At 73.4% G+C, this 26,509-nt stretch carries 23 protein-coding genes; 11 read left to right on the top strand and 12 right to left on the bottom strand.

Annotated features, from left to right (window positions below; all coding sequences use genetic code 11):
* Window positions 1–325 precede the first annotated feature (325 nt).
* The 3 genes from lpdA (at window position 326) to KBZ10_RS11445 (ending at window position 5,035) form a co-directional block, all read left to right on the top strand.
* Window positions 326–1,714: a dihydrolipoyl dehydrogenase gene (gene lpdA, locus KBZ10_RS11435; RefSeq protein WP_210987455.1), complete on the top strand. Its 1,389-nt coding sequence runs from the start codon at window positions 326–328 to the stop codon at window positions 1,712–1,714.
* A 48-nt stretch (window positions 1,715–1,762) separates the two neighbouring features.
* Window positions 1,763–3,547: a 2-oxoglutarate dehydrogenase, E2 component, dihydrolipoamide succinyltransferase gene (gene sucB / locus KBZ10_RS11440; RefSeq protein WP_210987456.1), complete on the top strand. Its 1,785-nt coding sequence runs from the start codon at window positions 1,763–1,765 to the stop codon at window positions 3,545–3,547.
* Window positions 3,548–3,706: 159 nt separating this feature from the next.
* Window positions 3,707–5,035, top strand: coding sequence for a YafY family protein (locus KBZ10_RS11445; RefSeq protein WP_210987457.1), 1,329 nt, complete (start codon window positions 3,707–3,709; stop codon window positions 5,033–5,035).
* Between the two features lie 49 nt (window positions 5,036–5,084).
* On the opposite strand, the gene KBZ10_RS11450 is transcribed toward KBZ10_RS11445, so the two are convergent.
* Complete coding sequence (locus KBZ10_RS11450; protein ID WP_210987617.1) at window positions 5,085–6,002, bottom strand: SDR family oxidoreductase; 918 nt, start codon at window positions 6,000–6,002, stop codon at window positions 5,085–5,087.
* Window positions 6,003–6,274: 272 nt separating this feature from the next.
* On the opposite strand from KBZ10_RS11450, the gene KBZ10_RS11455 reads away from it, so the two are divergent.
* A complete protein-coding gene (locus tag KBZ10_RS11455; protein ID WP_210987618.1) occupies window positions 6,275–6,799 on the top strand; it encodes a DUF4240 domain-containing protein in 525 nt (174 codons plus the stop codon).
* A gap of 55 nt (window positions 6,800–6,854) precedes the next feature.
* On the opposite strand, the gene KBZ10_RS11460 is transcribed toward KBZ10_RS11455, so the two are convergent.
* The gene (locus tag KBZ10_RS11460; protein WP_210987458.1) at window positions 6,855–7,382 is read right to left on the bottom strand and encodes a GNAT family N-acetyltransferase; all 528 of its coding nucleotides are present in this window, start codon (window positions 7,380–7,382) and stop codon (window positions 6,855–6,857) included.
* Between the two features lie 66 nt (window positions 7,383–7,448).
* Between KBZ10_RS11460 and KBZ10_RS11465 the strand changes: the two genes are divergently transcribed.
* Complete coding sequence (locus KBZ10_RS11465; RefSeq protein ID WP_210987459.1) at window positions 7,449–8,342, top strand: TIGR01777 family oxidoreductase; 894 nt, start codon at window positions 7,449–7,451, stop codon at window positions 8,340–8,342.
* 418 nt (window positions 8,343–8,760) lie between these two features.
* Window positions 8,761–10,194: an FAD-dependent oxidoreductase gene (locus KBZ10_RS11470; protein WP_210987460.1), complete on the top strand. Its 1,434-nt coding sequence runs from the start codon at window positions 8,761–8,763 to the stop codon at window positions 10,192–10,194.
* A 524-nt stretch (window positions 10,195–10,718) separates the two neighbouring features.
* On the opposite strand, the gene KBZ10_RS11475 is transcribed toward KBZ10_RS11470, so the two are convergent.
* Window positions 10,719–12,374: a regulator gene (locus KBZ10_RS11475; protein WP_210987461.1), complete on the bottom strand. Its 1,656-nt coding sequence runs from the start codon at window positions 12,372–12,374 to the stop codon at window positions 10,719–10,721.
* Window positions 12,375–12,752: 378 nt separating this feature from the next.
* Between KBZ10_RS11475 and lipB the strand changes: the two genes are divergently transcribed.
* The 4 genes from lipB to KBZ10_RS11495 all read left to right on the top strand — a co-directional run bounded on the left by lipB (window position 12,753) and on the right by KBZ10_RS11495 (window position 16,120).
* Window positions 12,753–13,538, top strand: a complete 786-nt coding sequence (gene lipB, locus KBZ10_RS11480; protein ID WP_210987462.1) for a lipoyl(octanoyl) transferase LipB — start codon at window positions 12,753–12,755, stop codon at window positions 13,536–13,538.
* Between the two features lie 284 nt (window positions 13,539–13,822).
* On the top strand, window positions 13,823–14,791 hold the full coding sequence (lipA, locus tag KBZ10_RS11485) for a lipoyl synthase (protein WP_210987463.1): 969 nt from the start codon (window positions 13,823–13,825) through the stop codon (window positions 14,789–14,791).
* Window positions 14,792–15,210: 419 nt separating this feature from the next.
* Window positions 15,211–15,420: a hypothetical protein gene (locus KBZ10_RS11490; RefSeq protein WP_030543089.1), complete on the top strand. Its 210-nt coding sequence runs from the start codon at window positions 15,211–15,213 to the stop codon at window positions 15,418–15,420.
* Window positions 15,421–15,430: 10 nt separating this feature from the next.
* Entirely contained in the window at window positions 15,431–16,120 is a 690-nt protein-coding gene (locus KBZ10_RS11495; RefSeq protein WP_210987464.1) for a DUF4191 domain-containing protein, read from the top strand.
* A gap of 305 nt (window positions 16,121–16,425) precedes the next feature.
* On the opposite strand, the gene KBZ10_RS11500 is transcribed toward KBZ10_RS11495, so the two are convergent.
* Window positions 16,426–16,893: an RDD family protein gene (locus tag KBZ10_RS11500; protein WP_210987465.1), complete on the bottom strand. Its 468-nt coding sequence runs from the start codon at window positions 16,891–16,893 to the stop codon at window positions 16,426–16,428.
* A gap of 274 nt (window positions 16,894–17,167) precedes the next feature.
* Between KBZ10_RS11500 and glnA the strand changes: the two genes are divergently transcribed.
* Window positions 17,168–18,577 carry a type I glutamate--ammonia ligase gene (gene glnA / locus KBZ10_RS11505; protein ID WP_210987466.1) on the top strand — a complete coding sequence of 470 codons (1,410 nt, stop codon included), beginning with the start codon at window positions 17,168–17,170 and terminating at the stop codon, window positions 18,575–18,577.
* Window positions 18,578–18,685: 108 nt separating this feature from the next.
* Here the strand turns inward: glnA and KBZ10_RS11510 are convergent, their stop codons facing one another.
* The 8 genes from KBZ10_RS11510 to KBZ10_RS11545 all read right to left on the bottom strand — a co-directional run bounded on the left by KBZ10_RS11510 (window position 18,686) and on the right by KBZ10_RS11545 (window position 26,470).
* Complete coding sequence (locus KBZ10_RS11510; RefSeq protein WP_210987467.1) at window positions 18,686–19,945, bottom strand: site-specific integrase; 1,260 nt, start codon at window positions 19,943–19,945, stop codon at window positions 18,686–18,688.
* Window positions 19,946–20,016: 71 nt separating this feature from the next.
* Window positions 20,017–20,241, bottom strand: a complete 225-nt coding sequence (locus KBZ10_RS11515; RefSeq protein WP_307847348.1) for a helix-turn-helix domain-containing protein — start codon at window positions 20,239–20,241, stop codon at window positions 20,017–20,019.
* Between the two features lie 482 nt (window positions 20,242–20,723).
* Window positions 20,724–22,196 (bottom strand): ATP-binding protein, encoded by a 1,473-nt coding sequence (locus KBZ10_RS11520; RefSeq protein ID WP_210987468.1) that lies wholly within the window; start codon window positions 22,194–22,196, stop codon window positions 20,724–20,726.
* A 3-nt stretch (window positions 22,197–22,199) separates the two neighbouring features.
* Window positions 22,200–23,060 (bottom strand): bifunctional DNA primase/polymerase, encoded by an 861-nt coding sequence (locus tag KBZ10_RS11525; RefSeq protein WP_210987469.1) that lies wholly within the window; start codon window positions 23,058–23,060, stop codon window positions 22,200–22,202.
* 299 nt (window positions 23,061–23,359) lie between these two features.
* Window positions 23,360–25,564: an FtsK/SpoIIIE domain-containing protein gene (locus KBZ10_RS11530; protein WP_210987470.1), complete on the bottom strand. Its 2,205-nt coding sequence runs from the start codon at window positions 25,562–25,564 to the stop codon at window positions 23,360–23,362.
* A gap of 89 nt (window positions 25,565–25,653) precedes the next feature.
* On the bottom strand, window positions 25,654–25,977 hold the full coding sequence (locus tag KBZ10_RS11535) for a hypothetical protein (RefSeq protein ID WP_210987471.1): 324 nt from the start codon (window positions 25,975–25,977) through the stop codon (window positions 25,654–25,656).
* 3 nt (window positions 25,978–25,980) lie between these two features.
* Entirely contained in the window at window positions 25,981–26,187 is a 207-nt protein-coding gene (locus KBZ10_RS11540) for a hypothetical protein (RefSeq protein WP_210987472.1), read from the bottom strand.
* An 82-nt stretch (window positions 26,188–26,269) separates the two neighbouring features.
* Window positions 26,270–26,470 (bottom strand): hypothetical protein, encoded by a 201-nt coding sequence (locus KBZ10_RS11545; RefSeq protein WP_210987473.1) that lies wholly within the window; start codon window positions 26,468–26,470, stop codon window positions 26,270–26,272.
* Window positions 26,471–26,509 lie beyond the last annotated feature (39 nt).

The following is a 26,509-nucleotide window of genomic DNA, read 5'->3' on the forward strand; positions in this document are numbered from 1 at the left end:
CTGGACGAAATCCCCGGGGGCATTCCCGCGCCCCTCCGGGGCAGATGCGGGGCAACCGACCAGTGTCCACCGGGCCCCGCGGCCCGCCCCCACCGGCCCTACGCGCAAGTAACCTCCTGCCTCGGCCGGACGGGCGTCCCGAGGACCGGCCCCGCGTCCCGTCGGCCGTCAACAAATGCGAAGATGTTGTCTCGGCAGGACAGGGCCCCGGCTCACGTACCGAGCGAGCCACACGGACGGGCTTGAAGAACTCAGCGGCCGAACAACAGCCGCCGCCCGGTCTCGGAAGACCGGCTCCGGCGCACCCATGCATGGAGGACGTGACGTGGCGAACGACGCCAGCACCGTTTTCGACCTAGTGATCCTCGGCGGCGGCAGCGGTGGCTACGCCGCCGCCCTGCGCGGGGCGCAGCTGGGCCTGGACGTCGCACTCATCGAGAAGGACAAGCTCGGCGGCACCTGTCTGCACCGCGGCTGCATCCCCACGAAGGCTCTGCTGCACGCCGGTGAGATCGCCGACCAGGCCCGCGAGGGCGCCCAGTTCGGCGTCCAGACGTCGTTCGACGGCATCGACATGGCGGGCGTGAACAAGTACAAGGACGGTGTGGTCTCCGGCCTCTACAAGGGCCTGCAGGGCCTGGTCGCCTCCCGCAAGGTGACGTATGTCACCGGCGAGGGCCGGCTGTCCTCCCCCACGTCGGTGGACGTGGACGGGCAGCGCTACGAGGGCCGGCACATCCTGCTGGCGACCGGCTCGGTGCCGAAGTCCCTCCCCGGCCTGGAGATCGACGGCAACCGCGTCATCTCCTCCGACCACGCGCTGACCCTGGACCGGGTGCCGAAGTCGGCGGTGGTCCTCGGCGGCGGTGTCATCGGCTGCGAGTTCGCCTCCGCCTGGAAGTCCTTCGGCACCGACGTGACCATCGTCGAGGCCCTCCCCCACCTCGTCCCCGTCGAGGACGAGAACAGCTCCAAGCTGCTGGAGCGGGCCTTCCGCAAGCGCGGCATCACCTTCTCGCTCGGCTCCCGCTTCTCGGGCGTCGAGTACACGAACGACGGGGTGAAGGTCTCCCTGGAGAACGGCAAGACGTTCGAGGCCGAGCTGCTGCTCGTCGCCGTCGGCCGCGGCCCCGTCTCGCAGGGCCTCGGCTACGAGGAGGCCGGGGTCGCCATGGACCGCGGCTACGTCCTCGTCGACGAGTACCTGCGGACCAACGTCCCCACGATCTCCGCCGTCGGCGACCTCATCCCCACCCTCCAGCTGGCGCACGTCGGCTTCGCCGAGGGCATCCTCGTCGCGGAGCGGCTGGCCGGGCTGAAGACCGTGCCGATCGACTACGACGGTGTGCCGCGCGTCACCTACTCCCACCCGGAGGTCGCCTCCGTCGGCGTCACCGAGGCGAAGGCCAAGGAGATGTACGGTGCCGACAAGGTCGTCGCCCTCAAGTACAACCTCGGCGGCAACGGCAAGAGCAAGATCCTGAAGACCGCGGGCGAGATCAAGCTCGTCCAGGTGCGTGACGGCGCCGTGGTCGGCGTCCACATGGTCGGTGACCGGATGGGCGAACTGATCGGGGAAGCGCAGCTGATCTACAACTGGGAGGCGCTGCCGGCCGAGGTCGCCCAGCTGGTCCACGCCCACCCCACGCAGAACGAGGCGCTCGGCGAGGCCCACCTGGCGCTGGCCGGCAAGCCGCTGCACTCCCACGACTGATCCCGGGCGCGCCCACATCCGCACCATTCGATAGGAGCAACCGAAACCATGGCGGTTTCCGTAACCCTCCCGGCGCTCGGCGAGAGCGTGACCGAGGGCACCGTCACCCGATGGCTGAAGGCCGAGGGTGAACGTGTCGAGGCCGACGAGCCGCTGCTCGAGGTCTCGACCGACAAGGTCGACACCGAGATCCCGGCTCCGGCGGCCGGTGTTCTCTCCTCCATCAAGGTCGCCGAGGACGAGACCGTCGAGGTCGGCGCCGAACTGGCCGTCATCGACGACGGTTCCGGCGCCCCCGCCGGGCAGGCCGGGGAGGCGGCGGTGGCCGCCGAGCCCGCCGCCCCGGGCGCCTCCCAGCCCGAGCCCGCCCCGGCCCCGGCCCCGCAGGCCGAGGCCCCGCAGCCGCAGGCCGCTCCGGCGCCGTCCGCCGGGGGCGCCGAGGGCACCCCGGTCACCCTGCCCGCCCTGGGTGAGTCCGTGACCGAGGGCACCGTCACCCGGTGGCTGAAGGAGGTCGGTGAGTCGGTCGAGGCCGACGAGCCGCTGCTGGAGGTCTCGACGGACAAGGTCGACACCGAGATCCCGTCGCCCGCCGCCGGCACCCTGCTGGAGATCGTGGTCGGCGAGGACGAGACGGCCGAGGTCGGCGCCAAGCTGGCCGTCATCGGCGCGGCCGGCCAGGCCCCGGCCGCCGCCCCGGCCCCGGCGCCCGCGCCGGCGCAGGAGGCCCCGAAGCAGGAGGCTCCCGCCCCCGCTCCGGCTCCCGCGCCGGAGCCCGCCCCGGCTCCGGCTCCGCAGGCCCCGCAGGCCCCGGCTCCGCAGCGCGCCGAGGCCCCGGCTCCGGAACCGCAGCCGGCCGCTCCCGTGCCCGCCCCGGCCCCCGCGCCGGCTCCGCGGGCCGCCGCCGAGCCCGGCGGTGAGGGCGCGTACGTCACCCCGCTGGTGCGCAAGCTCGCCGCCGAGCACGGCGTGGACCTGTCCTCGGTGAAGGGCACCGGTGTCGGTGGCCGCATCCGCAAGCAGGACGTCGTCGCCGCCGCCGAGGCCGCCAAGGCCGCGGCTCCGGCCGCCGCCGCGCCGGCCCCGAAGGCCGCCGCGCCGGTGCAGCCGTCCCCGCTGCGCGGCCAGACGGTGAAGATGAGCCGGATCCGCAAGGCCACGGCCAAGCACATGACCGAGTCCCTCAAGGTCTCGGCGCAGCTGACCACCGTGATCGAGGCGGACGTCACCCGTGTCATGCGGCTCCGGGCGCGGGCCAAGGAGCAGTTCCTGGCGCGCGAGGGCGTCAAGCTCTCCCCGATGCCGTTCTTCGTGAAGGCCGTCACCGAGGCGCTGAAGGTCCACCCGGCCGTCAACGCCAAGATCAACGACGACGAGACCATCACTTACCACGACACCGAGAACATCGGTATCGCGGTGGACACGGAGAAGGGCCTCTTCGTCCCGGTCATCGACAACGCGGGCGACCTGAACCTGGCCGGCATCGCCAAGAAGACCGCCGACCTGGCCAACCGCACCCGCAACGGCGGCCTCAAGCCGGACGAGCTCTCGGGCGGCACCTTCACGGTGACCAACACCGGCTCGCGCGGCGCGCTGTTCGACACCCCGATCCTCAACCAGCCGCAGGTCGCGATGCTGGCCATCGGGGCCACCGTCCGGCGTCCGGTCGTGGTGGACACCCCGGAGGGCGAGTCCATCGCCATCCGCGACATGGTCTACCTCGCGCTGACGTACGACCACCGCCTGGTGGACGGCGCCGACGCGGCCCGTTTCCTGGGGACCCTCAAGACCCGCCTGGAAGAAGGCGCGTTCGAGAGCGATCTCGGCCTGTAAGGGCTCCACGGCCCTCCGGCCATGGCACGGCGGCGCCCCCGTCCCGGTCCGTCCGGGCGGGGGCGCCGCCGTTCGCGGTCCCGGGTTCACGGCCCGGGCGCAGGGCCCGGGCGCAGGGCCCGTGACCGCCGGCCGGGAAGCCCCGGCATGATGGCGCCCATGCGCGCCGCCCGCCTGATCCGCATGGTCCTCCTCCTCCAGTCCCGGCCGTCGATGACCGGGGCCGAACTGGCGCGGGAGCTGGAGGTGTCGGAACGCACCGTCACCCGGGACGTGCTGGCGCTCTCGGAGGCGGGGGTCCCCGTCTACGCGGCGCGCGGCCGGGCCGGCGGGTACCGGCTCATCGGCGGCTATCGCACCCGTCTGACCGGTCTCGGCCGTGGGGAGGCGGAGGCGCTGTTCCTCTCGGGAGTGCCCTCCGCGCTCCGCGACATGGGCCTGGCGGACACCGCCTCGGCGGCCCGTCTGAAGGTGACGGCCGCGCTGCTGCCCGAACTGAGCGACACCCCCGCGAGCGCGGCGCAGCGCTTCCACCTGGACGCGCCGGGCTGGTGGCAGGAGCCGGTCACCCCGGACGTGCTCCCCGAGGTCGCGGAGGCGGTGTGGGGCGACCGGCTGCTGACGGCCCGCTACCGGCGGCGGGCGGAGGCCGGCGGCACCGAGGTGCACCGCACTCTGGAACCGTACGGGCTCGTCCTCAAGGCGGGCGTCTGGTACCTGGCGGCCCGGCCGGCGGACGCCGGGGGCCGCTCCCGGCCGGCGGCGGCCGCGGTCCCGGTGCCGGGGAGCCCCGGCGGGCCCGGGAAGACGTCCGGGGGCCGGCGGGACGAAGCCCCGGGGCGGGGCGGCGGCTGCCCCGGCCCCGGTGCAGGACGGTTCCGCGGGGCGGGACGCGAAGCCGGCGCGCCGGACGACGGAGCCCACGAACCGGGGACCGGTGGCGGAGACGGAGGCGGAGGAGACCGGACCGGTGCGGTACCCGGCGCCCGTCCCGGCCGGACGCGGGTCGGGACGCCCCGTGCGGAACCGCGTGCGGAACCGCGTGCGGAACCGGCGGCGGGCCCGGGGGCGGCGCCCGGCGACCGGGCGTACCGGGTGTACCGCGTGGAGCGCTTCGGCTCCGTCACCGTCTCCGGGGAGCGCTTCGTCCGGGACGAGGCGTTCGATCTGCCGGGTTTCTGGCGGGAGCGGGCGGCGGAGTTCGCCCGCGCGATCCTGCGCGACACGGTCGTCGTACGCCTCTCCGCGGCCGGGGCGCGGAAGCTGCCGCACGTCACCGACCGGGCGGCGGCGCGGGAGGGGCTCGCCGCGGCCGGGGAGCCCGACGGGCAGGGGCGGATCACCGTCACCCTGCCCGTGGAGTCGCTCGACGTGGCCCACGACCAACTGCTCGCCCTGGGCCCGGAGGCCGAACTGCTGGAGCCGCCGGAGCTGCGCGCCCGCTGCGCGGAGTCGGCGGCCCGCGCGGCGGCGCTGTACGGCCGGTAGCCGGAAGCCCGGGGCCCCTGACCAGGGACGCCGGGCCGCGGCCCGCAGCTCAGCGGTACTCCGCGTCGTCCGCCTCCCGGCCGCCCAGGGTCACCTCCTTGATGTACCGCCAGGCGTCCGGCCGGGTGCCGTCGGTGTCCGTGAAACCGTAGACGCGGGAGAGCTGCCCGCTGGACAGCGACTGCCCGTTCCAGCGCGCCACCTCCGGATCGGCGGCCAGCGCCGCGACGGCCCGGCCGACGAACACGGGTGACTCCGAGATGGCGAAGCCGGGCTCCTCGGCCACCCCGTCCCGCCAGTTCTCCTCCGTCACGCCGAAGTGGTCGAGCATCTGCTCGGAACGGAGGAAGCCGGGCGTGACGGCGACCGCCGTGCAGCCGTACTCCTTCAGCTCCGTGCCGAGGCCGAGGGCCATCCGCAGGGGCGCGTACTTGGTGAGGTCGTAGTAGAGGCTCTCGCGGTAGTCCCTGTTGGTCTCGGCGGTGCCGTCCGTGATCTCCACCAGCAGCCCGCCCGGGCGGCGGATCAGCAGCGGCAGCGCGTAGTGGCTGGTGACGATGTGGCTCTCGACGCCCAGCCGCAGCATGCGCAGGCCGCGGTCCAGTCCGATCTCCCACATCTTCTTCCCGAAGTCGACCAGGTGTTCGCCGCCCCAGAGGTCGTTGACGAGGACGTCCAGCCGCCCCTGCTCCCGCTCGACGCGCTCGGTCAGCGCGCGGACCTGTTCCCGGTCCAGGTGGTCGGTGGGCACCGCGATGCCCCGGCCGCCCGCGGCGGTCACGAGTTCGGCGGTCTCCTCGATGGTCTCCGGGCGGTCCACCTCGCTGCGCCGCTCCCGAGTGGTGCGGCCGGTCGCATAGACGGTCGCACCCCCGGCCCCCAGTTGTACGGCGATGGCGCGTCCCGCGCCGCGGGTGGCTCCCGCGACGAGCGCCACCCGGCCCGCCAGTCCGCCCTGTTCCTTCACCTGTGCCGTTCCTTCCGCCGTCCGTGCCGTCCGCACGGTTCCGTCTCCCGTGCGCACGGTTCCGTCTCCCGTGCGCACGGCACGACCCTGGCAGGCAATGCGGACATCTTCTGTCGTCTTTTCCGCGGCATCACGGGCGTGTCCCGCTCCGGCCTCCCGCGCCCCCGGCGGTCCCCCGATTTCCGGCTGATCGGCCCGGCTGATAACGACACGGCCGCATGCGGCATGCTGCGCGTGCGCGGCGGGTGGGCAGGGCCGATGCTGGTTCCGTGATGGACGAGACGGAGTTCTGGGCGATCGTCGACAGCTCCCGCGAGGCCGCCGGCGGTGACCCGGTGGAGCAGGCGGACGCACTGGTGCAGCGGCTGGTGCTGCTGGATCCCGAATCGGTCGTGGACTTCGCCCGGCACTTCGAGTCCCGGCTGGCCCGCGCCTACCGCTGGGACCTGTGGGCCGCCGCCCGGCTGCTGCTGGACGACCCCGGCGAAGAGGCGTTCGACGGGTTCCGCTGCTGGCTGATCGGGCAGGGGCGGCAGGTGTTCGAGGGCGCGCTGCACGAGCCGGACGATCTGGCGGAACTGCTGGAGGACTTCGACGACGAACTGGACGGCGACGGGGAGGACCTCGGCTACGCGCCCTACGAGGCGTACGAGCAGCTCACCGCGGTGGAACTGCCGGACCTCGGGCTGCCCGAACAGCCGGCCGAACCCGAGGGCAGCCCTCTCGGCCTGGAGGACCGTGCGGCGCTGGCGGAGCGCTTTCCCGCCCTCGCCGAGCGCTTCCCGCCCGCCCGGTGAGGCGCCGGACCGCCCTGCCCGGCGCCGCCCCGGGCCGTCCGTCCCCGCGCCGCCCTCAGCCCGTCCCGGGCCCCAGGGGGCGCCCCATCAGGACATCGTCGGCGTACTCCCCGTCCAGCAGGAACTCGCCCGGCAGCACACCCTCCACGGCGAACCCCGCGGACTCGTACAGCCGCCGGGCCGGAGTGTTGTGGCCCAGCACCCGCAGCGTGATCCGGACCGCGCCCTGCCGCCGCGCCTCGTCGCAGGCCGCGCCGAGGAGCGCCCGGGCGACCCCCCGGCCGCGCGCCCAGGTGTCGACCGCGAGGCCCTGGATCTGCCGGACGTGGGCGTTGGACGGCAGCCGGGTCGGCGGCACCAGCCGGATGTAGCCGGCGATCCGCGCCTGGATCTCGGCGACGAGCATCTCCTCAGGCCGGTGCGCCGCGTCGAAGAAGGCGGCGCCCGGAGCGGGAGGTTCCGGCTGCACGGAGTGCAGCCGCGACCAGACGCGGCGGTCGAGGTCGCCGAGCGCGGCCCCGTCGACGGGCAGGGCGGGACGGACCGTCACCGGGTGAACCGGACGTATGAGCGGTTCGGGCATGGGCGTCACTGTGCCACCGCCGCCCAATACCCGTCACCACCCGTGCCGCGGGGGCAGGATGGGCTCATGCGTATCGCGATCACCGGCGCCTCCGGCCTCATCGGTTCGGCCCTCCTCCGCTCCCTGCACGCCGAGGGAGGCCACGAGACCGTACGGCTCGTACGCCGGCCTCCCCGGGCACCGGACGAGGCGCGGTGGGACCCGGAGGGCGGTTCCGTGGACACCGGCGGGCTCCGCGGCTGCGACGCCGTGGTGCACCTCGCGGGCGCGGGGGTGGCCGCGCACCGGTGGACGGAGGGCTACAAGAAGACCATCCGGGACAGCCGGGTGCTCGGCACCGCCGCCGTCGCCCGGGCCCTCGCCTCGCTGGACACCCCGCCGCCCGTTCTCGTCTGCGGCAGCGCCATCGGCTACTACGGCGACACCGGCGACCGCGAGACCGACGAGAGCGCGCCGCCCGGTGAGGGCTTCCTCGCCGGGGTCTGCCAGGAATGGGAGGCCGCGGCGGCACCCGCCGAGGAGGCCGGTGTCAGGACGGCGTTCGCCCGGACGGGGCTGGTGGTGGCGCGCGAAGGCGGTGCCTGGGGACGCCTGTTCCCGCTGTTCCGGGCCGGGCTGGGCGGGAGGCTCGGCAACGGCCGGCAGTACTGGAGCTTCATCGCCCTGGAGGACCACATCGCGGCCCTGCGGCACATCATCGCCACCGGCTCCCTCTCCGGACCCGTCAACCTCACCGCGCCCGAGCCCGTCACCAACCGGGAGGTGACGGCGGCGATGGGCCGGGTGCTGCGGCGGCCGACCCTCGCCACCGCCCCCGCACCCGCGCTGCGGCTGGCGCTCGGCGAGTTCGCCGAGGACGTGCTGAGCAGCCAGCGCGTGGTGCCGCGCAGGCTGCTCGACTCCGGTTTCGCCTTCGCCCACCCGACCGTGGAGAGCGCGATCCGCGCCGCGCTGCGCTGACCGGACGGGCCCCCGCCGCCGTACGGGCCCGGTCCGGCCGCTCCGCCGCGGCTCCCGCGGCCCGCACGACGGCACGGTCCGTCATCCCGAGCCGCCGGGCCCCCGGCCCCCCGGTCCTCCGCGCGCCCGGGCCGGCCGCACGACGGCCGCGCCCCCGCGCCACCGGGCGCGGACCGGGCACGGCAGGGGTGGCCCGGAACAGCGGGGGCGCGGCCCCACCCGCCCTCCGCCCACCGGCGCTCTCTCCCCAACGCCCGTGCGCCCGTGCCCGGTTGGTGCGCGACTGTGCCGGACGGCAATCGTTCCTAGGCTCGGGGGGAAGGGGAAACCGGGTATTGCCGTCGCCGGTTGAGGGCATGAGGTCTCCAGCGACCGCAGGTGACCCGGTGAGGGACACAGCCGACCTCGGGGAGGGCACGTGCTCGGCACCGCACACGAGAGCGCCGCGCAGCAGGACGCCGCACAGCAGAACAGCGCGCGGAACCGCAGGGGACGCGGCGGCGCGGACCGGACGGACGTCGTCGTGGTCGGCGCCGGGCTGGCGGGGCTCACGGCGGCGGCCGGGCTCAGCAGCGCGGGCCTGGAGGTGACGGTCCTGGAGGCGGCGCCCCGCATCGGCGGCCGGATGGCCACCGAGGAGGTCGGCGGCTTCCGGCTCGACCGTCCGGGGCGGCTGCTCGATCCCTCCCTGCCGGCGCTGGCGAGCGCCCCCGAACTGGCGGATCTCGTCCTGCGCCCTCTCTCCCCCGGTCTGCTGGTGCACAGCGGGGGCCGCATCCACCGGTACACCGAGCCGCGGACCACGCGGACCACGCGGGGCACCCGGGCCGCTGCCCGGGCACTGGCCGGTGCCGCACGCGCCCCACGCACCCTCCGTGCGCCCCGCGCGCCGCGGGCCGCCCGCGCGAACGCCCTTGACCAGGCCCGCCTCGCCGGGTATCTCACCCGGCTGGCCGGGACCTCCACGGAGCGGCTGCTGGCCCGGCCGGAGCTGCCCGCCGCCGTGTTCCCCGGCAGCCGCGGCCTGCCGTCCCGCACGGTCGACGGCTACCTCCGGCCGCTGCTCACCGCGCTCCTCAACGATCCGGAGCTGACCACCTCCGGCCGCTGCGCCGATCTGGCGCTGCGCGGCTACGCCCGGGGCCGGCTCAGTCTCGTCGAGGGCGGTACGGCCGCCCTGACCGGTCTCCTCGCGGCCGCCCTGCCGCCGGGCACCGTGCGGACCGGGGTGCGGGCCGTGTCCGCCGCCACCAGTTCCGTCACCACCGACACGCAGGGCGAGATCGGCTGCCGCGCCGTCGTCGTGGCCACCGGCGCCCGCGCCGCGGCCGAGCTGCTCCCCGGCCTGCGGCTGCCCGGCTTCCACCCGGTGACCGTGCTGCACCACGCCGCGCCCGAACCGCCGGCGCGGGAGCCGGTGCTCCTCCTCGACGCCGACCGAACCGGGCCGGTGGCGCACTCCGTCGTGGTCAGCGCGGCGGATCCCCGGCGCAGCCCGGCCGGCCGCGCGCTCGTCTCCTCCACGGTCCTCGGCACGGCCGCGGGGGAACCGCCGGCGCTCCTCGACAAGAGCGCCCGTGCGCAGCTCGGTGAGCTCTACGGCACCCCCGCGGAGGACTGGGAGCTCGTCGCCGTCCGGCACGATCCGGAAGCGGTGCCGGCGATGCCCGCGCCGCACGACCACCAGCGGCCGGTCCGCCTGCTGCACGGGCTCTACGTGTGCGGCGACCACCGCGACACGAGCACCGCCCAGGGCGCGTACGGCTCGGGGCGCCGGGCCGCCGCGGCGGTGCTGCGCGACTTCGGCCTCCGCCCCGGCTCCAGCGCCGAACCGGTGGCCTCCGCGGCGTAGTCCCCACCTCCGGGAGGGTGCACCGGCTCGCGGCACGGCGCCCGTGCCCCGGGCTCCCGGCGAGCAGGCCCCTGCTCGCCGCGCTGTCGCGCCGCCCGCGTGCACCCCGAGCGCGGGCGGCGTTCCGCCCTGCGGAGTCCTCCCGGGCCCGAAGGACGGGGGAGACGCCCCCGGCACCGGAACGCCGCGGCTCCCGGCGGCCCCTCCCGGTCACGGCACCGGCGCCTCCGTGACGCCGGGCCGCCGCGCGCCACCGTCGCTCCCACCCGTACCCGGCACCGCGGTCCGCACCACGGAGGCCGGCCCCGGCCGGGGAGGTGTCCGTGCCCCGCCCCCGGCGGATGACGGACGGCGCCCTTCGGCCGGAGGGCCCGGACGGGGCCGTGCGGGAGAGCACCGGCGCGGGCGGCGCTCCGGCCGCCCCCTCCGCCGCCCCCTCCGCCGCGCCCTCCGCCGCGCCCGACGGGCCGGGCTGGACGGGCTGGACGGGCTGGACGGGCTGCGCCGGACGGGCCGCGCCGCGGTCAGAGCGCGGCGACGCGCTCGCGGTAGCCGCGCACCGCCACGGCGTCCTGGAAGGGCTCCAGCCGGCGTTCGAAGTCGCGGACGTACTCCGTGGCGCGCACCGACCGCATCTCCGCCGCCTGCCGGGCGGACTCGGCGCCCAGTGCGCAGGCCTGGTCCAGGTCGCCCAGGCCCAGCCGGGCCGAGGCGAGCACCACCCGGCAGAACAGCCGGCTCCGGGCGTAGCGGGCGTCGCGCAGCTGCAGCGACCGCTCGGCGTGCTGGGCGGCGGCCCGGTACTGGCCGAGGTCCCGGTGGCAGTGCCCGAACTCGTCGGCGAGCTGGGCCTCGTCGAAGAAGCGCGCCCAGTACGGCACCTCGTCGCCCGGCCGGGCCGACTCCAGCGCGCGTTCCGCCCGCGCCAGGGCTCCCGTGCAGGCGCGGACGTCGCCCAGCAGGCCGTGCGCCCGTGCCTCGGCCGCGTGCAGCAGCGACTGCACCACCGGGGGCGCACCGCAGCCCACGCCCTGCTGCGCGACCCGGGCGAGCTGGGCGGCCTCCCGGCCGTGGCCCAGATAGACCGCCTGGCGGCTCATGGTGACCAGGACGTAGCTGCCGTAGACCCGGTCGCCGGCGGCCTGCGAGAGCCGCAGGGCCTGGACGAAGTAGCGCTGGGCGAGGCCGTGCGCCGCGATGTCGTACGAGGTCCAGCCCGCGAGCCGGGTCAGATCGGCCACGGCGCCGAAGAGCTGCCGCCCGGTGGTCTCGCCGTAGGAGCCGCGCAGCATCGGCTCGGCCTCGTGTTCGAGGTAGCGGACCAGGGCCTGCCGGGCGTGGCCGCCGCCGTAGGCGTGGTCGAGCGAGCGGAACAGCTCGCCCACCGAGCGCAGTGCCGCGATGTCGCCCGCGGTCACCCTGGTTCCCGGACCGGGATCGGCCCGCTCACGTCCGCGGAGCGGCGGGGTCCGGCCCGGCGCGGAGACCGTGCGGCCGTCGCTCCCGGCGGGCGATGCGGGGGCCGCGGAGCCGCTGCCGGAGCGGAGGGCGGCGCGGGGCCCCGGGACGGCGCCGGGGCGGAGCCTCGCCGGGCCGGGTCCCGGGCCGGGTCCCGGGCCGGTACGGGGGCCGGGCACGGCGGCGGGGCCCTCGCGGCCCCCGGTTTCCGCGGCCTCCTTCACTCCGGGATGCCGCCCGGAGCGGGCGACCCTCTCGTCCGTCCGCCCGATCAGCCAGTCGCGGCTCGGCACCACCAGCCCGGCCGGGGTGAAGGCGATCTTCCGCAGCTCGGCGTGGCTGCCGGAGTCCTTCCGCCACAGCCCGCTGACGATGTCGACCGCCTCGGCGGGCGTCTCCGCGAACTCGAGGCCGGCGTAGACGGGGGCGCAGGCGTCCAACCCGAGGTCCTGTGCGGTGAGCCGGCGCCCCAGCCGGCGGGTGAACACCTCCGCGATGAGCGCCGGGGTCGTGCCACGCGGTTGCTGGCCGCGCAGCCAGCGGGTCACCGACGTCTTGTCGTAGCGCAGGTCGAGGCCGTGCTCCAGGCCGAGCTGGTCGACCCGGCGGGCCAGTCCCGCGTTGGAGAAGCCGGCCTCGGCGATGAGAGCGGCCAGGCGGCGGTTGGGGATGCGCTGGGGGATGGTCCCGTCACGCAGCCCGGGGGAGGGTCGATCCGTCATCGGTTGTGCGGTCTCCTGCCTTCCGGACCCGTGGGGCGGAGCGGGCGCGACAGGCCCCGGTGCTGTGGCCGGGACGGTTCACCGGCCACAGCACCGGCAGCCCGCGCCCGCCCGATCGCCTTCCTTGGACCGGCGCGAATTTAGCGAGAGACGGGGCGTTTTCGGCCGTCTCGTCGCCTTGTTCATCCGATCGTGTGAGCGGATGCGGCATTCCGGTGCGAACCCCCCGGTAGCCCGCTAGGGAAGCCCGGCGACCGGGAGCCCGCCCGGTCCCGCGGGCCCGGGCCTCCGGCGGCCGGGCGCGGGGCGGTCCCGCTCCGGTCGTACAGTGACGGAGGGCGCCATCAGTGCCGTATCGCTGTTCGAAGAGGAGCCACCGTGAGTGAGCTGCGCTTTGTCCACCTCGGCTTCGGGGCGGACGCCGTCGAGTACCAGTCCGCGTGGCAGGAGCAGCGCCGGGTGCACGCGGCGAGGTTCGCGGACGAGATTCCCGACACCTGTCTGCTGCTGGAACACCAGGCCGTCTACACGGCGGGCCGCCGGACCGAGGACAGTGAGCGCCCGCTCGACGGCACCCCGGTCGTCGACGTCGACCGCGGCGGCAAGATCACCTGGCACGGCCCGGGCCAGCTCGTCGGCTATCCGATCCTGAAACTGCCCCGCCCGGTGGACGTCGTGGCCCACGTGCGCCGCCTGGAGGAGGCGCTGATCCGCGTCTGCGCCGACTTCGGGGTGGAGACCTCCCGGATCGAGGGCCGCAGCGGGGTCTGGGTGCTCGGCGACCCGGCGGACGCCCCGGCGGCCTCCCTCGGCGGGCTCTCGCTGGACTTCGACCCCCGGCTGAACGACGAGCAGTTCGACCCCCGGCTGGCCGGTCCGGAGTACGCGCCGTCGAACGCCGGGCAGCGCGGGGAGGACCGCAAGCTCGCCGCGATCGGCATCCGCGTGGCCAAGGGCGTCACCATGCACGGCTTCGCGCTCAACTGCGAGCCGGACAACACCTCGTTCGACCGGATCGTGCCGTGCGGCATCCGCGACGCGGGCGTCACCTCGCTCTCCGCCGAGCTGGGGCGCACCGTGCCGGTCTCCGAGGTGCTGCCGGTGGTGGAGAAGCGGCTGCGGGAGGTCCTGGAGGCGGCCGAGCCGCTCCCCCGGGCCGTGTGACGCCTCCCCGGTGGGTCCCCCCGGGGGTCCCGTCCGACGCGCTGCCGCGGGCCGGTCCGGCACCCCGCCGGACGCCCCGGCCACGGCGGGAATGCCCGCCCCCGGGCGGGGGTTGGCTCCGGGGGGCCCGCTTCCGCGGCGCACCGGGGGAAGCCGGGAGCGGCGGTGCGGACGGGACCGGGGACCCCGGCGCGGCGGCCGTGGAAAATACGGGCGTACCCTGGTGTTCGCCGAAGATTCGAAAACCTGCGCAAGGCAACGCTGAGAAAAGGGGAGTGCCGGACGTGTCCGCAGTCGCACCCGACGGCCGGAAGATGCTCCGTCTGGAGGTCCGGAACAGCCAGACCCCCATCGAGCGCAAGCCGGAGTGGATCAAGACCCGGGCCAGGATGGGCCCCGAGTACACCGAACTCCAGGGCCTGGTGAAGCGCGAGGGCCTGCACACGGTGTGCCAGGAGGCCGGCTGCCCCAACATCTACGAGTGCTGGGAGGACCGCGAGGCGACCTTCCTCATCGGCGGCGACCAGTGCACCCGGCGCTGCGACTTCTGCCAGATCGACACCGGCAGGCCGCAGGCGCTGGACCGCGACGAGCCCCGGCGCGTGGCCGAGTCCGTGCGCTCCATGGAGCTGAAGTACGCCACGATCACCGGCGTCGCCCGCGACGACCTGGACGACGGCGGCGCCTGGCTCTACGCGGAGACCGTGCGGCAGATCCACGCGCTGATGCCGGGCACCGGTGTCGAGCTGCTGATCCCCGACTTCAACGCGGTCCCCGAGCAGCTCGCCGAGGTCTTCTCCAGCCGCCCCGAGGTGCTCGCGCACAACGTCGAGACGGTCCCCCGGATCTTCAAGCGCATCCGCCCCGGCTTCCGCTACGAGCGCTCCCTCGACGTCATCCGGCAGGCCCGCGCGGACGGGCTGGTCACCAAGTCGAACCTGATCCTGGGCATGGGCGAGGAGCGCGCGGAGATCACCGAGGCGCTGCGGGATCTGCACGATGCGGGCTGCGAGCTCATCACGATCACCCAGTACCTGCGGCCCACGCCGCGGCACCACCCCGTGGTGCGCTGGGTGAAGCCGCAGGAGTTCGTGGAGCTGCAGCAGGAGGCCGAGGACATCGGCTACGCCGGCGTCATGTCCGGCCCGCTCGTCCGCTCCTCGTACCGCGCCGGCCGCCTCTACCGGCAGGCGATGGAGCGGCGCGGCGAGGCACCGGCGCGGGGCGGCGCCGCGGACCGGCAGTCCGCCTGACGGGGCGGGGCGGCCCGGGCCGGCGCCGCCCCGCCGCCCCGGCGCCGATGCCGTGGCCGTGGTTGTGGCCGTGACCGTGGCTGTCCCCAGGACTTCAGCACCGCACACCAGCGTTCCCGATCGCGAAGTCAAGAGGTCGTACGGCACCTCCCGGAGGGCCCCTGCGCCCGCCGCCCGGGGCCACTGTTCGTCCGCTTCGGAACATTGTTTCGCTGCGTTTGACCGATCGGTCACCCCCTGGTAACACCTAGGGATGACGCTGGATTCACGCACCGCGAACGCACACGCGCCGGTCCGGCGCAGCCGCCTTCCCCGCCCGCCGGACCGCTGCCCGCCGCGCCCGCCCGCGTGAACCCCCGGCGCCGCCGCACCGCCCGCGCCACCTCCTCCCGTCCGACGCTCCGAGGGGAAACGAGACCATGCAGGGCTCTCCCGTCCACGCCACCGCGATCCCGTCCGTCACCGGCGCACTGCGGGCCGTGGAGTCCGTCCTTCTGCGCCGCGGCCAGCTCACCGCCCGCCGCAACGCCTGGACCGCCGTCCTGGAGGACCGCCGCCGTGCCAGGGCGCGGTCCGAGGCCGAGCACGTACTGGAGGCCGCGGCGACCGGCGCTCCGCAGGCCACGTAAACTCGGGGGCATGGCGAGGAAGGCAACATCCGAGAACCCCGGGCGGCTCAAGCAGATCGCCCTGACCTACAAGATGACCAAGCGGTCCGACTCCAAGGTCGGACTCGTCCTCGCGGCTGTGGGACTTGTCACCTTCGGTGTCCTCCTCGCGATCGGCTTCCTGATCGGCCACCCGGTGTACCTGGGCATCCTGGGCGCCCTGCTGGCCTTCCTCGCCATGGCGATCGTCTTCGGACGGCGCGCCGAGGCGGCGGCCTTCGGGCAGATGGAGGGCCAGCCGGGGGCGGCCGCGGCGGTCCTGGAGAACGTGAAGCGCGGCTGGACGGTGACGCCCGCGGTGGCGATGAACCGCCAGCAGGACGTCATCCACCGGGCCGTCGGCAAGGCGGGCATCGTGCTGGTGGCCGAGGGCAACCCGAACCGGCTCAAGGGGCTGCTGGCCGCCGAGAAGCGGAAGATGGCCCGCATCGTCTCGGACGTCCCGGTGCACGACGTGACGGTGGGCAACGGCGAGGGCCAGGTGCCGCTGAAGAAGGTCCGCACCCACCTGCTGAAGCTTCCCCGGGTGCTGACCGGCCCGCAGGTCACCACCGTCAACGACCGGCTGCGCGCGATGGGCGACCTGATGAGCAACATGCCGATGCCGAAGGGCCCGCTGCCGAAGGGGATGCGGATGCCCAAGGGCGGCCGGATGCGCTGAGCCGGCGCGCCGCGGCCGTCGTCTCACGCCTCCGGTCGCGCCGGGCGGGCGGCACCGCGCACCGCGGACGCCCGGACCGGGAACGGCCGAAGGGCCCGGATCTCCTGGAAACCCGGGGGATCCGGGCCCTTCGCGTCTCCCGCTCCGGGCTGCTCACCGCCGCCCGGGCCGTCCCCTCGGGCCCGTGCCCCGCCCCGCCGGCCGGGCCCGGAGGCGGACGGTGCCGCCGAGACGGCCGGCGGGGCAGGGCCCGGGACGGCTCGGCAGGCGGTCCCACCGGGCCAGGCCGGGCCGGTGGCCGCCGGTCAGATCCGGACCTGGACCGCCCGTGCGAGGCGGTCGTGGAGGCCGCGGCCGTCGCGGTCCCAGATCAGCGCGGGGATGACCAGCAGAAGCAGCAGCGTCCGCACGACGACCCGTACGGCACCCAGCCGGCCACCGTTCTCGGCGATGACCCGCAGGCCCATCAGCCGCTTGCCGGGCGTGCTCCCGACCGTGGTGACGGTGGTCAGGCTGAGCACCGCGAAGAGGGCGAGCGCCCAGTTGTTCGCGGCCCTGAGCTCGCCGCCGGAGAGCAGCCCGTAGGCGATCAGGACGCAGAGCGCCCAGTCGATGAAGAGCGCGCCGGTCCGGCGCCCCACGCCCGCGACGGAGCCGGGCCCCTCCTTGGGCAGCCCGAGGCGCTCGCCGCGGTAGCCGAAGTCCACACCCATGTCCTCGGCCGCCGCGCGGGGGCCCGAGATCCACGATCCGATTGCCTGCCTGTTGTCCACCCGTCCACGGTACTGCGGAGCTCCGGCGGCCCGGGGACCGCATACGGTCCCCGTCGCGCGGAGCGCGCCGGGAAGGGCGCGCGGCCGCCCCGGCGACGAGCGCGGGCCCGTGTTTCAACAGGCAGAACGGACCACCGGCCGGTTAACCTCGGCGAAACAAACGGGTCACGCTCGGGAAATGCCCCAAACATAAGGTCGATGCCAGCGTGCCACCGCACTGGCCGCGTTTTCAGGCAATCCCGCCACCCCCGGACGGCGGGCTAGGAGGAGTTGCATGTTCCAGAACGCCGACGATGCGAAGAAGTTCATCGCGGACGAGGACGTCAAATTCATCGACGTCCGGTTCTGCGATCTGCCCGGCGTGATGCAGCACTTCACGATCCCGGCCGCGGCTTTCGACCCGGCCGAGGAGCTCGCGTTCGACGGCTCGTCGATCCGCGGCTTCCAGGCGATCCACGAGTCCGACATGGCGCTCCGCGCCGACCTCAGCACGGCTCGTGTCGACCCGTTCCGCCGGGACAAGACGGTCAACATCAACTTCTTCATCCACGACCCGATCACGGGTGAGCAGTACAGCCGCGACCCGCGCAACATCGCGAAGAAGGCCGAGGCGTACCTGGCCTCCACCGGTATCGCCGACACGGCGTTCTTCGGCCCCGAGGCCGAGTTCTACGTCTTCGACAGCGTGCGGTTCAGCACCGCCGCGAACGAGTCCTTCTACCACATCGACTCCGAGGCGGGTGCCTGGAACACGGGTGCGCTGGAGGACAACCGCGGCTACAAGGTCCGCTACAAGGGCGGCTACTTCCCGGCCCCGCCGGTCGACCACTTCGCCGACCTGCGCGCGGAGATCTCCCTGGAGCTGGACAAGGCCGGCCTGCAGGTCGAGCGCCAGCACCACGAGGTCGGCACCGCCGGCCAGGCCGAGATCAACTACAAGTTCAACACGCTGCTCGCCGCGGCCGACGACCTGATGCTCTTCAAGTACATCGTGAAGAACGTCGCCTGGCGGAACGGCAAGACGGCGACCTTCATGCCCAAGCCGATCTTCGGTGACAACGGCTCCGGCATGCACGTCCACCAGTCCCTGTGGTCCGGCGGCGAGCCGCTGTTCTACGACGAGCAGGGCTACGCGGGCCTGTCGGACACCGCCCGCTACTACATCGGCGGCATCCTCAAGCACGCCCCGTCGCTGCTGGCGTTCACCAACCCGACGGTGAACTCCTACCACCGCCTGGTGCCGGGCTTCGAGGCCCCGGTGAACCTGGTCTACTCGCAGCGCAACCGCTCCGCCGCGATGCGCATCCCGATCACGGGCTCCAACCCGAAGGCCAAGCGCGTCGAGTTCCGCGCCCCGGACCCGTCCTCGAACCCGTACCTCGCCTTCTCCGCCCTCCTCCTGGCGGGCCTCGACGGCGTCAAGAACAAGATCGAGCCGGCCGAGCCGATCGACAAGGACCTCTACGAGCTCGCCCCCGACGAGCACGCCAACGTGGCGCAGGTCCCGACCTCCCTCCCCGCGGTCCTCGACGCCCTGGAGGCGGACAACGAGTACCTGCAGGCGGGCGGTGTCTTCACGGCCGACCTGATCGAGACGTGGATCGACTACAAGCGGACCCAGGAGATCGCGCCGATGGCGCTCCGCCCGCACCCCCACGAGTTCGAGATGTACTTCGACATTTAAGATCGTCCCAGGTCAGAGCGGCAAAACGCTCTCCTGGGCCGTCTGTGGGCCGTCGGCGGTGCCGCCCGCGCCGGGATACACGGCCGACGGCCCGTTCTGTCGGGCGTCTCAGGCTGCTGCGGCTGTCGGCCCCCCAGCGCGCGTGTCGGCGCTGAATGCGGCGTCGATGGCCCTGCGTGCCCGGTCCTGGCTGTTCGGCATCAGGTGCGTGTACGTCCGCAGGGTGAAGCCCGGGTCCGAGTGCCCGAGGTACTCGGCAAGGGCCTTGATGTTCTCCCCCGCATCCAGCAGCACCGAGGCGTAGTAGTGCCGCAGCGCGTGCATTCCGTGCTCTCGTGACCGCTTGAAACGCTCTCCCGGCAGACGCTCCGGGATCACACCGGCGGAGACGAGAGCCGGCTTCCAGAGGTACATGTTGAAGTAGTTCCGGTTCACCGCCTTCCGCTCGCGCGAGTAGAACATGAGCGTTGCTGTGACCGGCGGTCCGTCCGGCGTCTTCCAGGGCAACGTCACTTCGATCGGCTGCCGACGAGTGATGTGGTCGGCGAGTGCGTACGACACCGCATTGGGCATCGGCACATCTCGCAGCTTCCCGCCCTTGGGCGGGGCGAACACCATGTGCGAACCGACCAGCTTGACCTGCCGGACGACGTGCACCATTCCCCGGAGGAAATCCACCTCGTCAACGGCGAGCCCAAAAATCTCGCCCTGCCGCAGGCCGCAGCCGGCGCCTACGTCCACCGTCGGGGCGTATGGCCCCGGCAACCCCTCCCGGACGGCGAACACCTGCTCCCGGGTCCACGGCTTCAGCTTCCGGGCATCCAACTTCGGCGCCCGAACGGAACCTGCCCGGCACGGATTACGGGCGATGATCCCGTCATCGACTGCGGCGCCGAACACAGCCGAGACGTTCGCGAAGATCACCCGCTGATAGGAGGAAGCGATGCCTGAGTCCTTCAGGGTGCGTGCCCATGTACGGATGTGGCCGGGCTGAAAGGCACTGATGGAGCGTGATCCGATGTGCGGGAAGGCGTGCAGGCGAAACCTCACCTCCATGGCCACCAGCGTTGACGGGTCAGTCGTCTGCGACGCGAGCCACTGCGTGGCGAACTGCTGGAACGTGACCTTTCCCGCTGAGGGGTCCACGTACTGGCCGCGCGTCATGTCGGCCGCCATCTGGGTCAGCCATGCTTCGGCAAGGCGCTTCTGCTTGTCAGGGAACGACTTGCTGCGCTCAGTGCCGTCCGGCGCCACGTACCGGGCGCGATACCGCATCCCCGTTCCATAGCGACCGGTCTTGATCCGGCGCTCCTTGCCCTCCGGCCCGGTCTGGGTCTTGAACCAGCGGTCTTGGATATGACCTGCCATGTGGCGGTGTTCCTTTCGAGCAGGGCGAGGGAGGGCCGCAGGGAAGCCGGCCCTCCCTCGGGTGCTGGGTGTCAGGCGGCGATTCGGTCGGCGCCTTTGCGTTCAGTGACGTAGGCGCGCACGTCGGCCGGGTCGTACCGAAGGTGCTTGCCGATGCGGAAGCCGGGCGGGCCGGTGCGCTTCTTGCGCCACTGGTAGACGGTTTCGACCGGAACCCCGAACATCGCGGCGATGTCGTCGGGGGTCAGGTATCGGTCAGGGAGGCCGCCTCGGAGGGTGGCCCTGGGATCGCTCACTGAGTGCTCCGAGAGTTGAGTCCGCAGTGCTGTGGAGAGCGGCCTCGCGGCCCAGTTGGTCCGGGCCTTGGCAGCCGTGTCTGTCCGAGGTGTGGGTTTCTGCGTCACAGCGTCACCTGCGTCATCCAGGCGCCTGACCTGCGCATTTTGGGTGACGCAGAGCGCCTTGGGTGCGTCACCGGTGACGCAGGCTGTTCGTCACCGGTGACGCGGGTGACGCGGTGTGACGCAGCCGGGGGCCGTCTGCGTCACGCCTGTATGCGCAGGTCACGCACCGTTTTCGGGGCCGCCGTGACGCAGGTGACGCAGCGGTTCCCTACTTAGGAAAAAAGAGGGGCGTCTGTAGTGGTCGGGGTGCGGCTCAGGACGTGAAGAGGGAGCCGCTTCGCGGCGCGACCTCGCAGGGCGGCGCCGCCGCCGAACAGCAAGAGGAGCACGCCCGGCCGGTGGTGCTCCTCTTCCTGTTCAACCCGGGCGGCCGGTCAGAACGCCTGTTGCTCGTGCGGGGCCGGCCCGGGCGCGCGGGTCATTTCGAGGTAGCGGCCCTCTCTGGTGCGGCCCGAGTCGATGAGGACGCCCCGGGCGGCCAGCGTGGGCTGGAGGCGCTTGAGGCGGTCTGAGAGGACTTTTCCGGTGGTCGGCCATCCTTTGGGCAGGGGGCGGAAGTCCTCGCCCGTGTAGAGGCGGCTGAGGCAGTGCAGCCACTCGGTGGAGGTCATCCGCTGCTCCGCGCCCGGTTCGAGGTCCGAGGCGTGCCGCAGGACGGTCTGCGCGAGCAGGTCGCCCTCGATGACGTCGTCGTTGAGGTCGTCCAGGCTGCGCCGGTAGGCGGCGAGAGCTCCCAGACCGGTGGCGGCGTCGAGTTGCGCGCACAGGTGCGCGAAGTCCGCCATCCGCAGGTCGGTGGGGGTCTCCGCCTTCACCGCGCGGACCTTGACCGTCAGGTCCAGGAGCGAGCCGAGGACGACGGGCAGCGCTTCCGCGTACTCCGCCCACAGCTCCGCCTCGGTACGCCGCACCCGGGGCCGCTCCAGCCGCAGGGGCAGGAGCCGTTCGGCCAGGTCGGGGCGGATCACGCCGACGTCGATACCGGTCAGGAGCAGGGGGCGGCGGTAGCGGGCACGGAAGACGTCCCCATCGGTGAACAGAGCGCGCTTGACGTTCTCCGCCCCGGTGACGATGCAGCACATCGCATCGGACAGGTCCGGGGTCATGTGGCTCAGGTTGTCCAACGCGGTGACCCATCCGGCCGCGACGGCGGCGATCAGGTTCTCCTCATCCTTCGGGGCCCGGCGCAGATCGCCGCTCATGCCCTCGACAATCCGCACCAGCATCCGCCCGCCGGTGGACTTCCCCGAGCCCTGAGGGCCGGTGAGGAAGGGAGCGGGAACGGGCACGGACGGCCCGAGACAGCCGATCAGCCACGCGAGAGCCAGGCACTTGGTCTCGGCACTGGCGAAGTTGCACAGCCTCAGCAACAGGTCGATGCCCTTGCCGTCGGTGTCCTTGGCCGGCAGGGGCAGTTCCCCGGTGAGCTGGGTGCGCCGCCAGCACACCTCACGCGGGTCGGGAGTGACGATGTCCCAGCCGGTGGGGTGGATACGGACCGACTGCCCGTCGGCGCGCCCGAGGTCCAGCCACGTGGCCCCGTCGCATCCGGGCGCCACGCGGATATGGACCGGTTGTACGTCCTCGGTCAGTGCGAGGGCTTCGATCAGGTCCAGGGCTTCCTTGAGCGCGGTGCCGTTGAACACGCCTACTCCGTCGCGGAAGAGTCCGACCATGAGTTCCTGCCGGTGGCTGCCGGTCGTGCCCTGGGAGCGGATCGGGCGGGCCACGGGGTGGCCGTTCTTCTGCGCGTACACGGTCCCATCCGCGGTGCGGAAGTACCGGAAGTGGGCTTGCGCGTAGTCGGTGATGAGCTCACGCGCCGGGGTCTTGTCGTCATCGGACATGGGTCACAGTCCCAACCTGGTGCGGGCGTTCGTCCACGCATCTGCGCAGTGCCGAGGCGATTCGCCCTTGGCCTGCGCAGCGGTGAACAGCCGGGTCATATGGGCGTCGGTGAGGCAGCCGCACCGGCCATGCGTGGACAGCACGGCCAGGAACGTGCGGTAAGCGGTGGCGTGGACCGCGCTGCGAGCCTCGGTGATGCGCTGCTCCGCCATGGCGATGCCACGCTCCAAGTAGGCGGGCGTGCGGTGAGGGCACTCCCCGACTCCTGCGGGCACGGCGACGGCGTGCGGCACCGGCCGGACCAGGGAAGGCTCCTTCACCGTGAGGGCGCGGACGGTGTCCGGCAGGACGGTCATGGTGCCGGTGCCGGGCCCGAGATAGCGGGCGTAGGACATGGTCGACTTGATGTCGACGCCGGGCCGGACCGCGTTGGCCGACCGCATGGTGCCCCGGTAGATCCAGTGCTCTCCGCGCGTCGTCTCCACGGTCCGCGTGCCGGGCAGGGCCTCGCGGGCCCAGTTGACGGCCGCCGCGTCGTCCAGGTCCACCACGGTCAGCCCGGCGGCGCCGGGGTGGTAGGCGACGGTCACGGCCCGCCGCCATGCGGCCATCCACGCCGGGGATGAGAGCACGGCCGGGTCGGTGGTGGCGGCGGCCCACCCGTGGCACGGGGCCGGGCACCGGCACGGGCCCACACTCTTCATGTTCGGCCGACCGCCGCACACGTTGCGCGCGCATGCACGGCAGTTGCCGAACGGCACCTTTCCGGCCCGCAGCGGCAGCACCGGCACCCCGGCGTCCGTCAGGTCTAGCGCCGTTCGCAGGTGGTCCGGTACTCGCCGGACGGGGGCAGGTTGGGTCATGCTGGGAGACCTCCTTGCGTCTCTGTTCGGGATGAGGGGAGCCGGAGCGACCGCGTGTCTTTGCGAGAGGTGCGGTCGCTCCGGGCGGGTCATCGGCCCGTTGGGCGCGAGTCGGTAGGGGTGGACGGGAACAGTGATCGAACCTCCGTCCGGGGCCCGTAGGGAGACGTGCGGATATGAGCCCGTGCCCCCTCTACGGGCCGCTACTTCGCAGGTCAGGGCCCCTCTACCGGGGGTTCTACCGGGGTAGCGGTCCCCCGTTACGTGTGGGGGTGCGGTAGACCCCCGGGCGGTGGGGGTCAGGTAGCGGGCCGGGTAGTGGCGGCGGGCTCTACCGGGGTGGTTCGGGCGGCGAGGAGAAGTTCCTCGGGGACGGCGGCTTCGAGGTCGGAGATGCGGTATCCGGCCCGGTTGACGCCCTTGATCTTGACCTGCTTGGTGGTGCGTTCGACTCCGGCGGCTTCCAGGGCGGCGGCGAGCTTGTCCGCGTCCCAGTCGCCGTAGCGGTTTTCGTCGGCGTTGACGAGCCGGGCCAGCAGGTCGGCGGTGTGCATGCGGTCGGTGTGCCGCATGGCGTCCAGCGCGTCGGAGAGCACGGGCGCGATGGTGTACCCGGCGGCGTCGGCGGCGGCGGTCACGTCGCCGACCGCGTCGCCGGAGAGCTGCCCGACAGCTTCCCGCAGGGCGCGGCCCTTGAGGCACATCGTGTTGAACTCCACCGTTTCCAGCAGGTCGTTCTTCACCGTGGCGAAGGACGCTGGACCGGTGACCAGGACGGTGACGCCCTTGTGGTCCTCCGACAGCAGGGAGGCGTCAGCGCCCATCGCAGCCTTGCCCGCACCGAGCACCATGTCGGAGCTGGTCTTGTCGGTGACCTGCGTACAGGAGCGGATGGTGATGATCTCCCGCAGCTTGGTCGGCACGGACTTGGCGTCAGGCCGCTGGGAGGCGTAGTTGGAGATGAACCCGGCGGCCGGCCCGCGCCGGGCGATGCGTCCGAGGTCGTCCACGACCGCCTCACGTTCCTTGTCGTCCATCGCCAGGAACGCTTCCTGCAGTTCATCGACGGTGAGGAAGACGAAGGGGAGCTGGTACTTCTCCACGATCGCCGGGGTCAGCTTGCCCTCGGGGCAGATGGAGGTGGGCAACGTGCGGAACAGAGCGAACCGCCGTTCCATCTCCGCCAGCAGCTCCTTGAGCATGGCCTTGAACGCCTCGATCGCGTCCTGTTCGGCGCCGAGCACCAGGCGGTGGGCGACGTGCCGCATGCCCATCCAGTCCTGGCCGCCCTTGAAGTCGGCCACGTAGTGCCGGACCCAGGGGTCCAGCAGCCCGGCCGCGGTCATCAGCCGCTGGGTGAAGGTCTTCCCCCGCCGTGGCAGGCCGCCGAAGAACATCGACTGCCACACCACGGGGACGGTCACCCGGTTGCCGCGGGCGTCCTGCCCGAAGGGGATCGGGTCCCAGATGGAGAAGCGCTCCATCTTCGCCAACGGGGAGGGCACCGGAGGGGCGAGGTAGGGGTCGTCGTCGGCCACCCACATCGACACTCGACCGGCGTTGCCGCCCTTGGCGGCCCGCACTCGCGACATGATCACCTGGATTTCGTCCACCCCGAGTTCCTGGGCGAGGACTTCTCGCTTGGCCAGCACATCGGAGGCGGTCTTGCCGCCGCCGCGGGGCATGTCGAAGACGACCGCCCACCCCTTGCCGTCGCGGACCGGGCCCATCACGCAGGTGACCTTGGGTCCCTCGTCCTCGCCCTTGCCGGCCTTGAGGAGACCGGCGGCCCGCAGGGCGTCGTTGAGCTGCTGCGCGGACATGTCGATCCGCAGCGGCGGCGCCGCGGCGTCCAGGAACGGCACGTGCTCCCGCTTGCCAATCACAGCCAGGATGCCCAGCAGCACCGCAGCGGTGGAGATGAGCACGGGCGCCGTCGCGACGCTCAGGGCCATGCCACCGGCCGCCGCGACGGCGACCGCAGAGCCGAACCGCCACCGGCGCGCTTCGGTCCGCGCCCGGTGCGCGGCCTGGTGCGCCAGCGCCACCTCCGGGCTCTCCCCCGCCCTGGCCTTCTCCCGCAAGGACTTGACGGTCAGAGTGTGGTCGGCCGCCGAAAGCACCGGCCACAGCCGGGTACCGGCCCGCCAGGCGCCGCGCCCGGCCAGGACCAGGGTCCGGGCGCCATATTTCGGCAGCCGGATGGAGTGGTAGCGGGCGTGGTAGCCGGACAGCCTGACCAGGGCTCCGGCGTTCGCCCGCAAGGTGGCCGGGGTCCGCAGCCAGGCGGGCAGCACCGGCTCATCGGGCACGGTAAGCCAGTCGGCCAGCGGATTGTCGGGGCGGTCCACCGCTTCCCCAGCGGACGCCGGAGCCCGGTCGGCCGGGGCAGCGGGCTCCTTGACCAGCCGCACGGCCGGACGGCCGGGCCGGTGGTCATCGAGTCGGTGAACGGTGGCAGCCGTGGAGGCGGTGGGCTGCTCCTGGGGGACAGTTTCCGTCATGCTGGCTCTCTCCTGTGTTCGTGATGGGGCACAGCGAGGCCCGGGGCGGGCGTCTTGCCTGGCAGCTGTGCCGCCCGCCCCGGGGGTCTCTACCTGCGTGCGGCTCGCTCGGCGCGGCGCAGCCGGTCCTCGGCGGCCTTCCGGGCCTGCTTCGCGGCGGCACGGCCAGGTCGGGCGGCGCACCGCTCGGCGACGCGCGCGGCGGCCAGTTCTTCCTTCGCGGCCTCCAGCTCCCGTCCCATGGCGAGCCGTTCGCGCAGGGCTCGCTCCTCCGCGGCGGCGTCGATGCGGTCAATCTCGGCGTTGAGCCGCGGGCTCACGGCGTCGGCTACGGCCTGCTTGGTGGTGCGGGCCAGCAGCACGGCCCGGCGGCGGCGCTCGGCCGGGGTGTAGGTGCGTTCGGGCAGCGGCATCGGTCAGCGCTCCTGCGGGGCGGTGGCGAGCCGCGCCCAGACGTCGGCGGCGCGCAGCAGCTCGTCGCGGCGGTAGCGCTCTGAGGGCAGTTCGGCCTTGAGCAGCAGCGCGGCGGCCTTCGCCCGGAAGTCGGCGGGGGTGAGGTCCCGCAGCTGGCGGCCGGTCATGTCCTGGAGGTCGAGGCCGGTGGGCAGTTGGTGGCGGTCCATGGGTGTCCTCTCGGTGGTGGGTCCGGGGCTGTCCCGGCTCCCCGCCCGCCCCGGTGGTGGCCCGGGGCGGACAGGCAGCCGGTCAGCGCTTGGTGCCGCCGTGCCACCGCGAGACCTTGGCGGCGGCCTCGTTGGCGGCGCGGTTGAGCCGCTGGTACTCGGGGGTCTCCTCGCGGATGCCGGCCTTGAACTCGCGGTCGCTGTTCTCGTTGAGCGCCCGGTCCGCGGCACGCAGCGCGGCGATGTCGGCCTTTTCCTCGGGAGTCTTCTTGAACAGGCCCATGGCGAGCTCCTCTCGGGTTGTGGTCCGGGCTGTCCCGGC

The sequence above is a fragment of the Streptomyces sp. F63 genome (assembly GCF_018070345.1).
Lineage (GTDB): Bacteria > Actinomycetota > Actinomycetes > Streptomycetales > Streptomycetaceae > Streptomyces.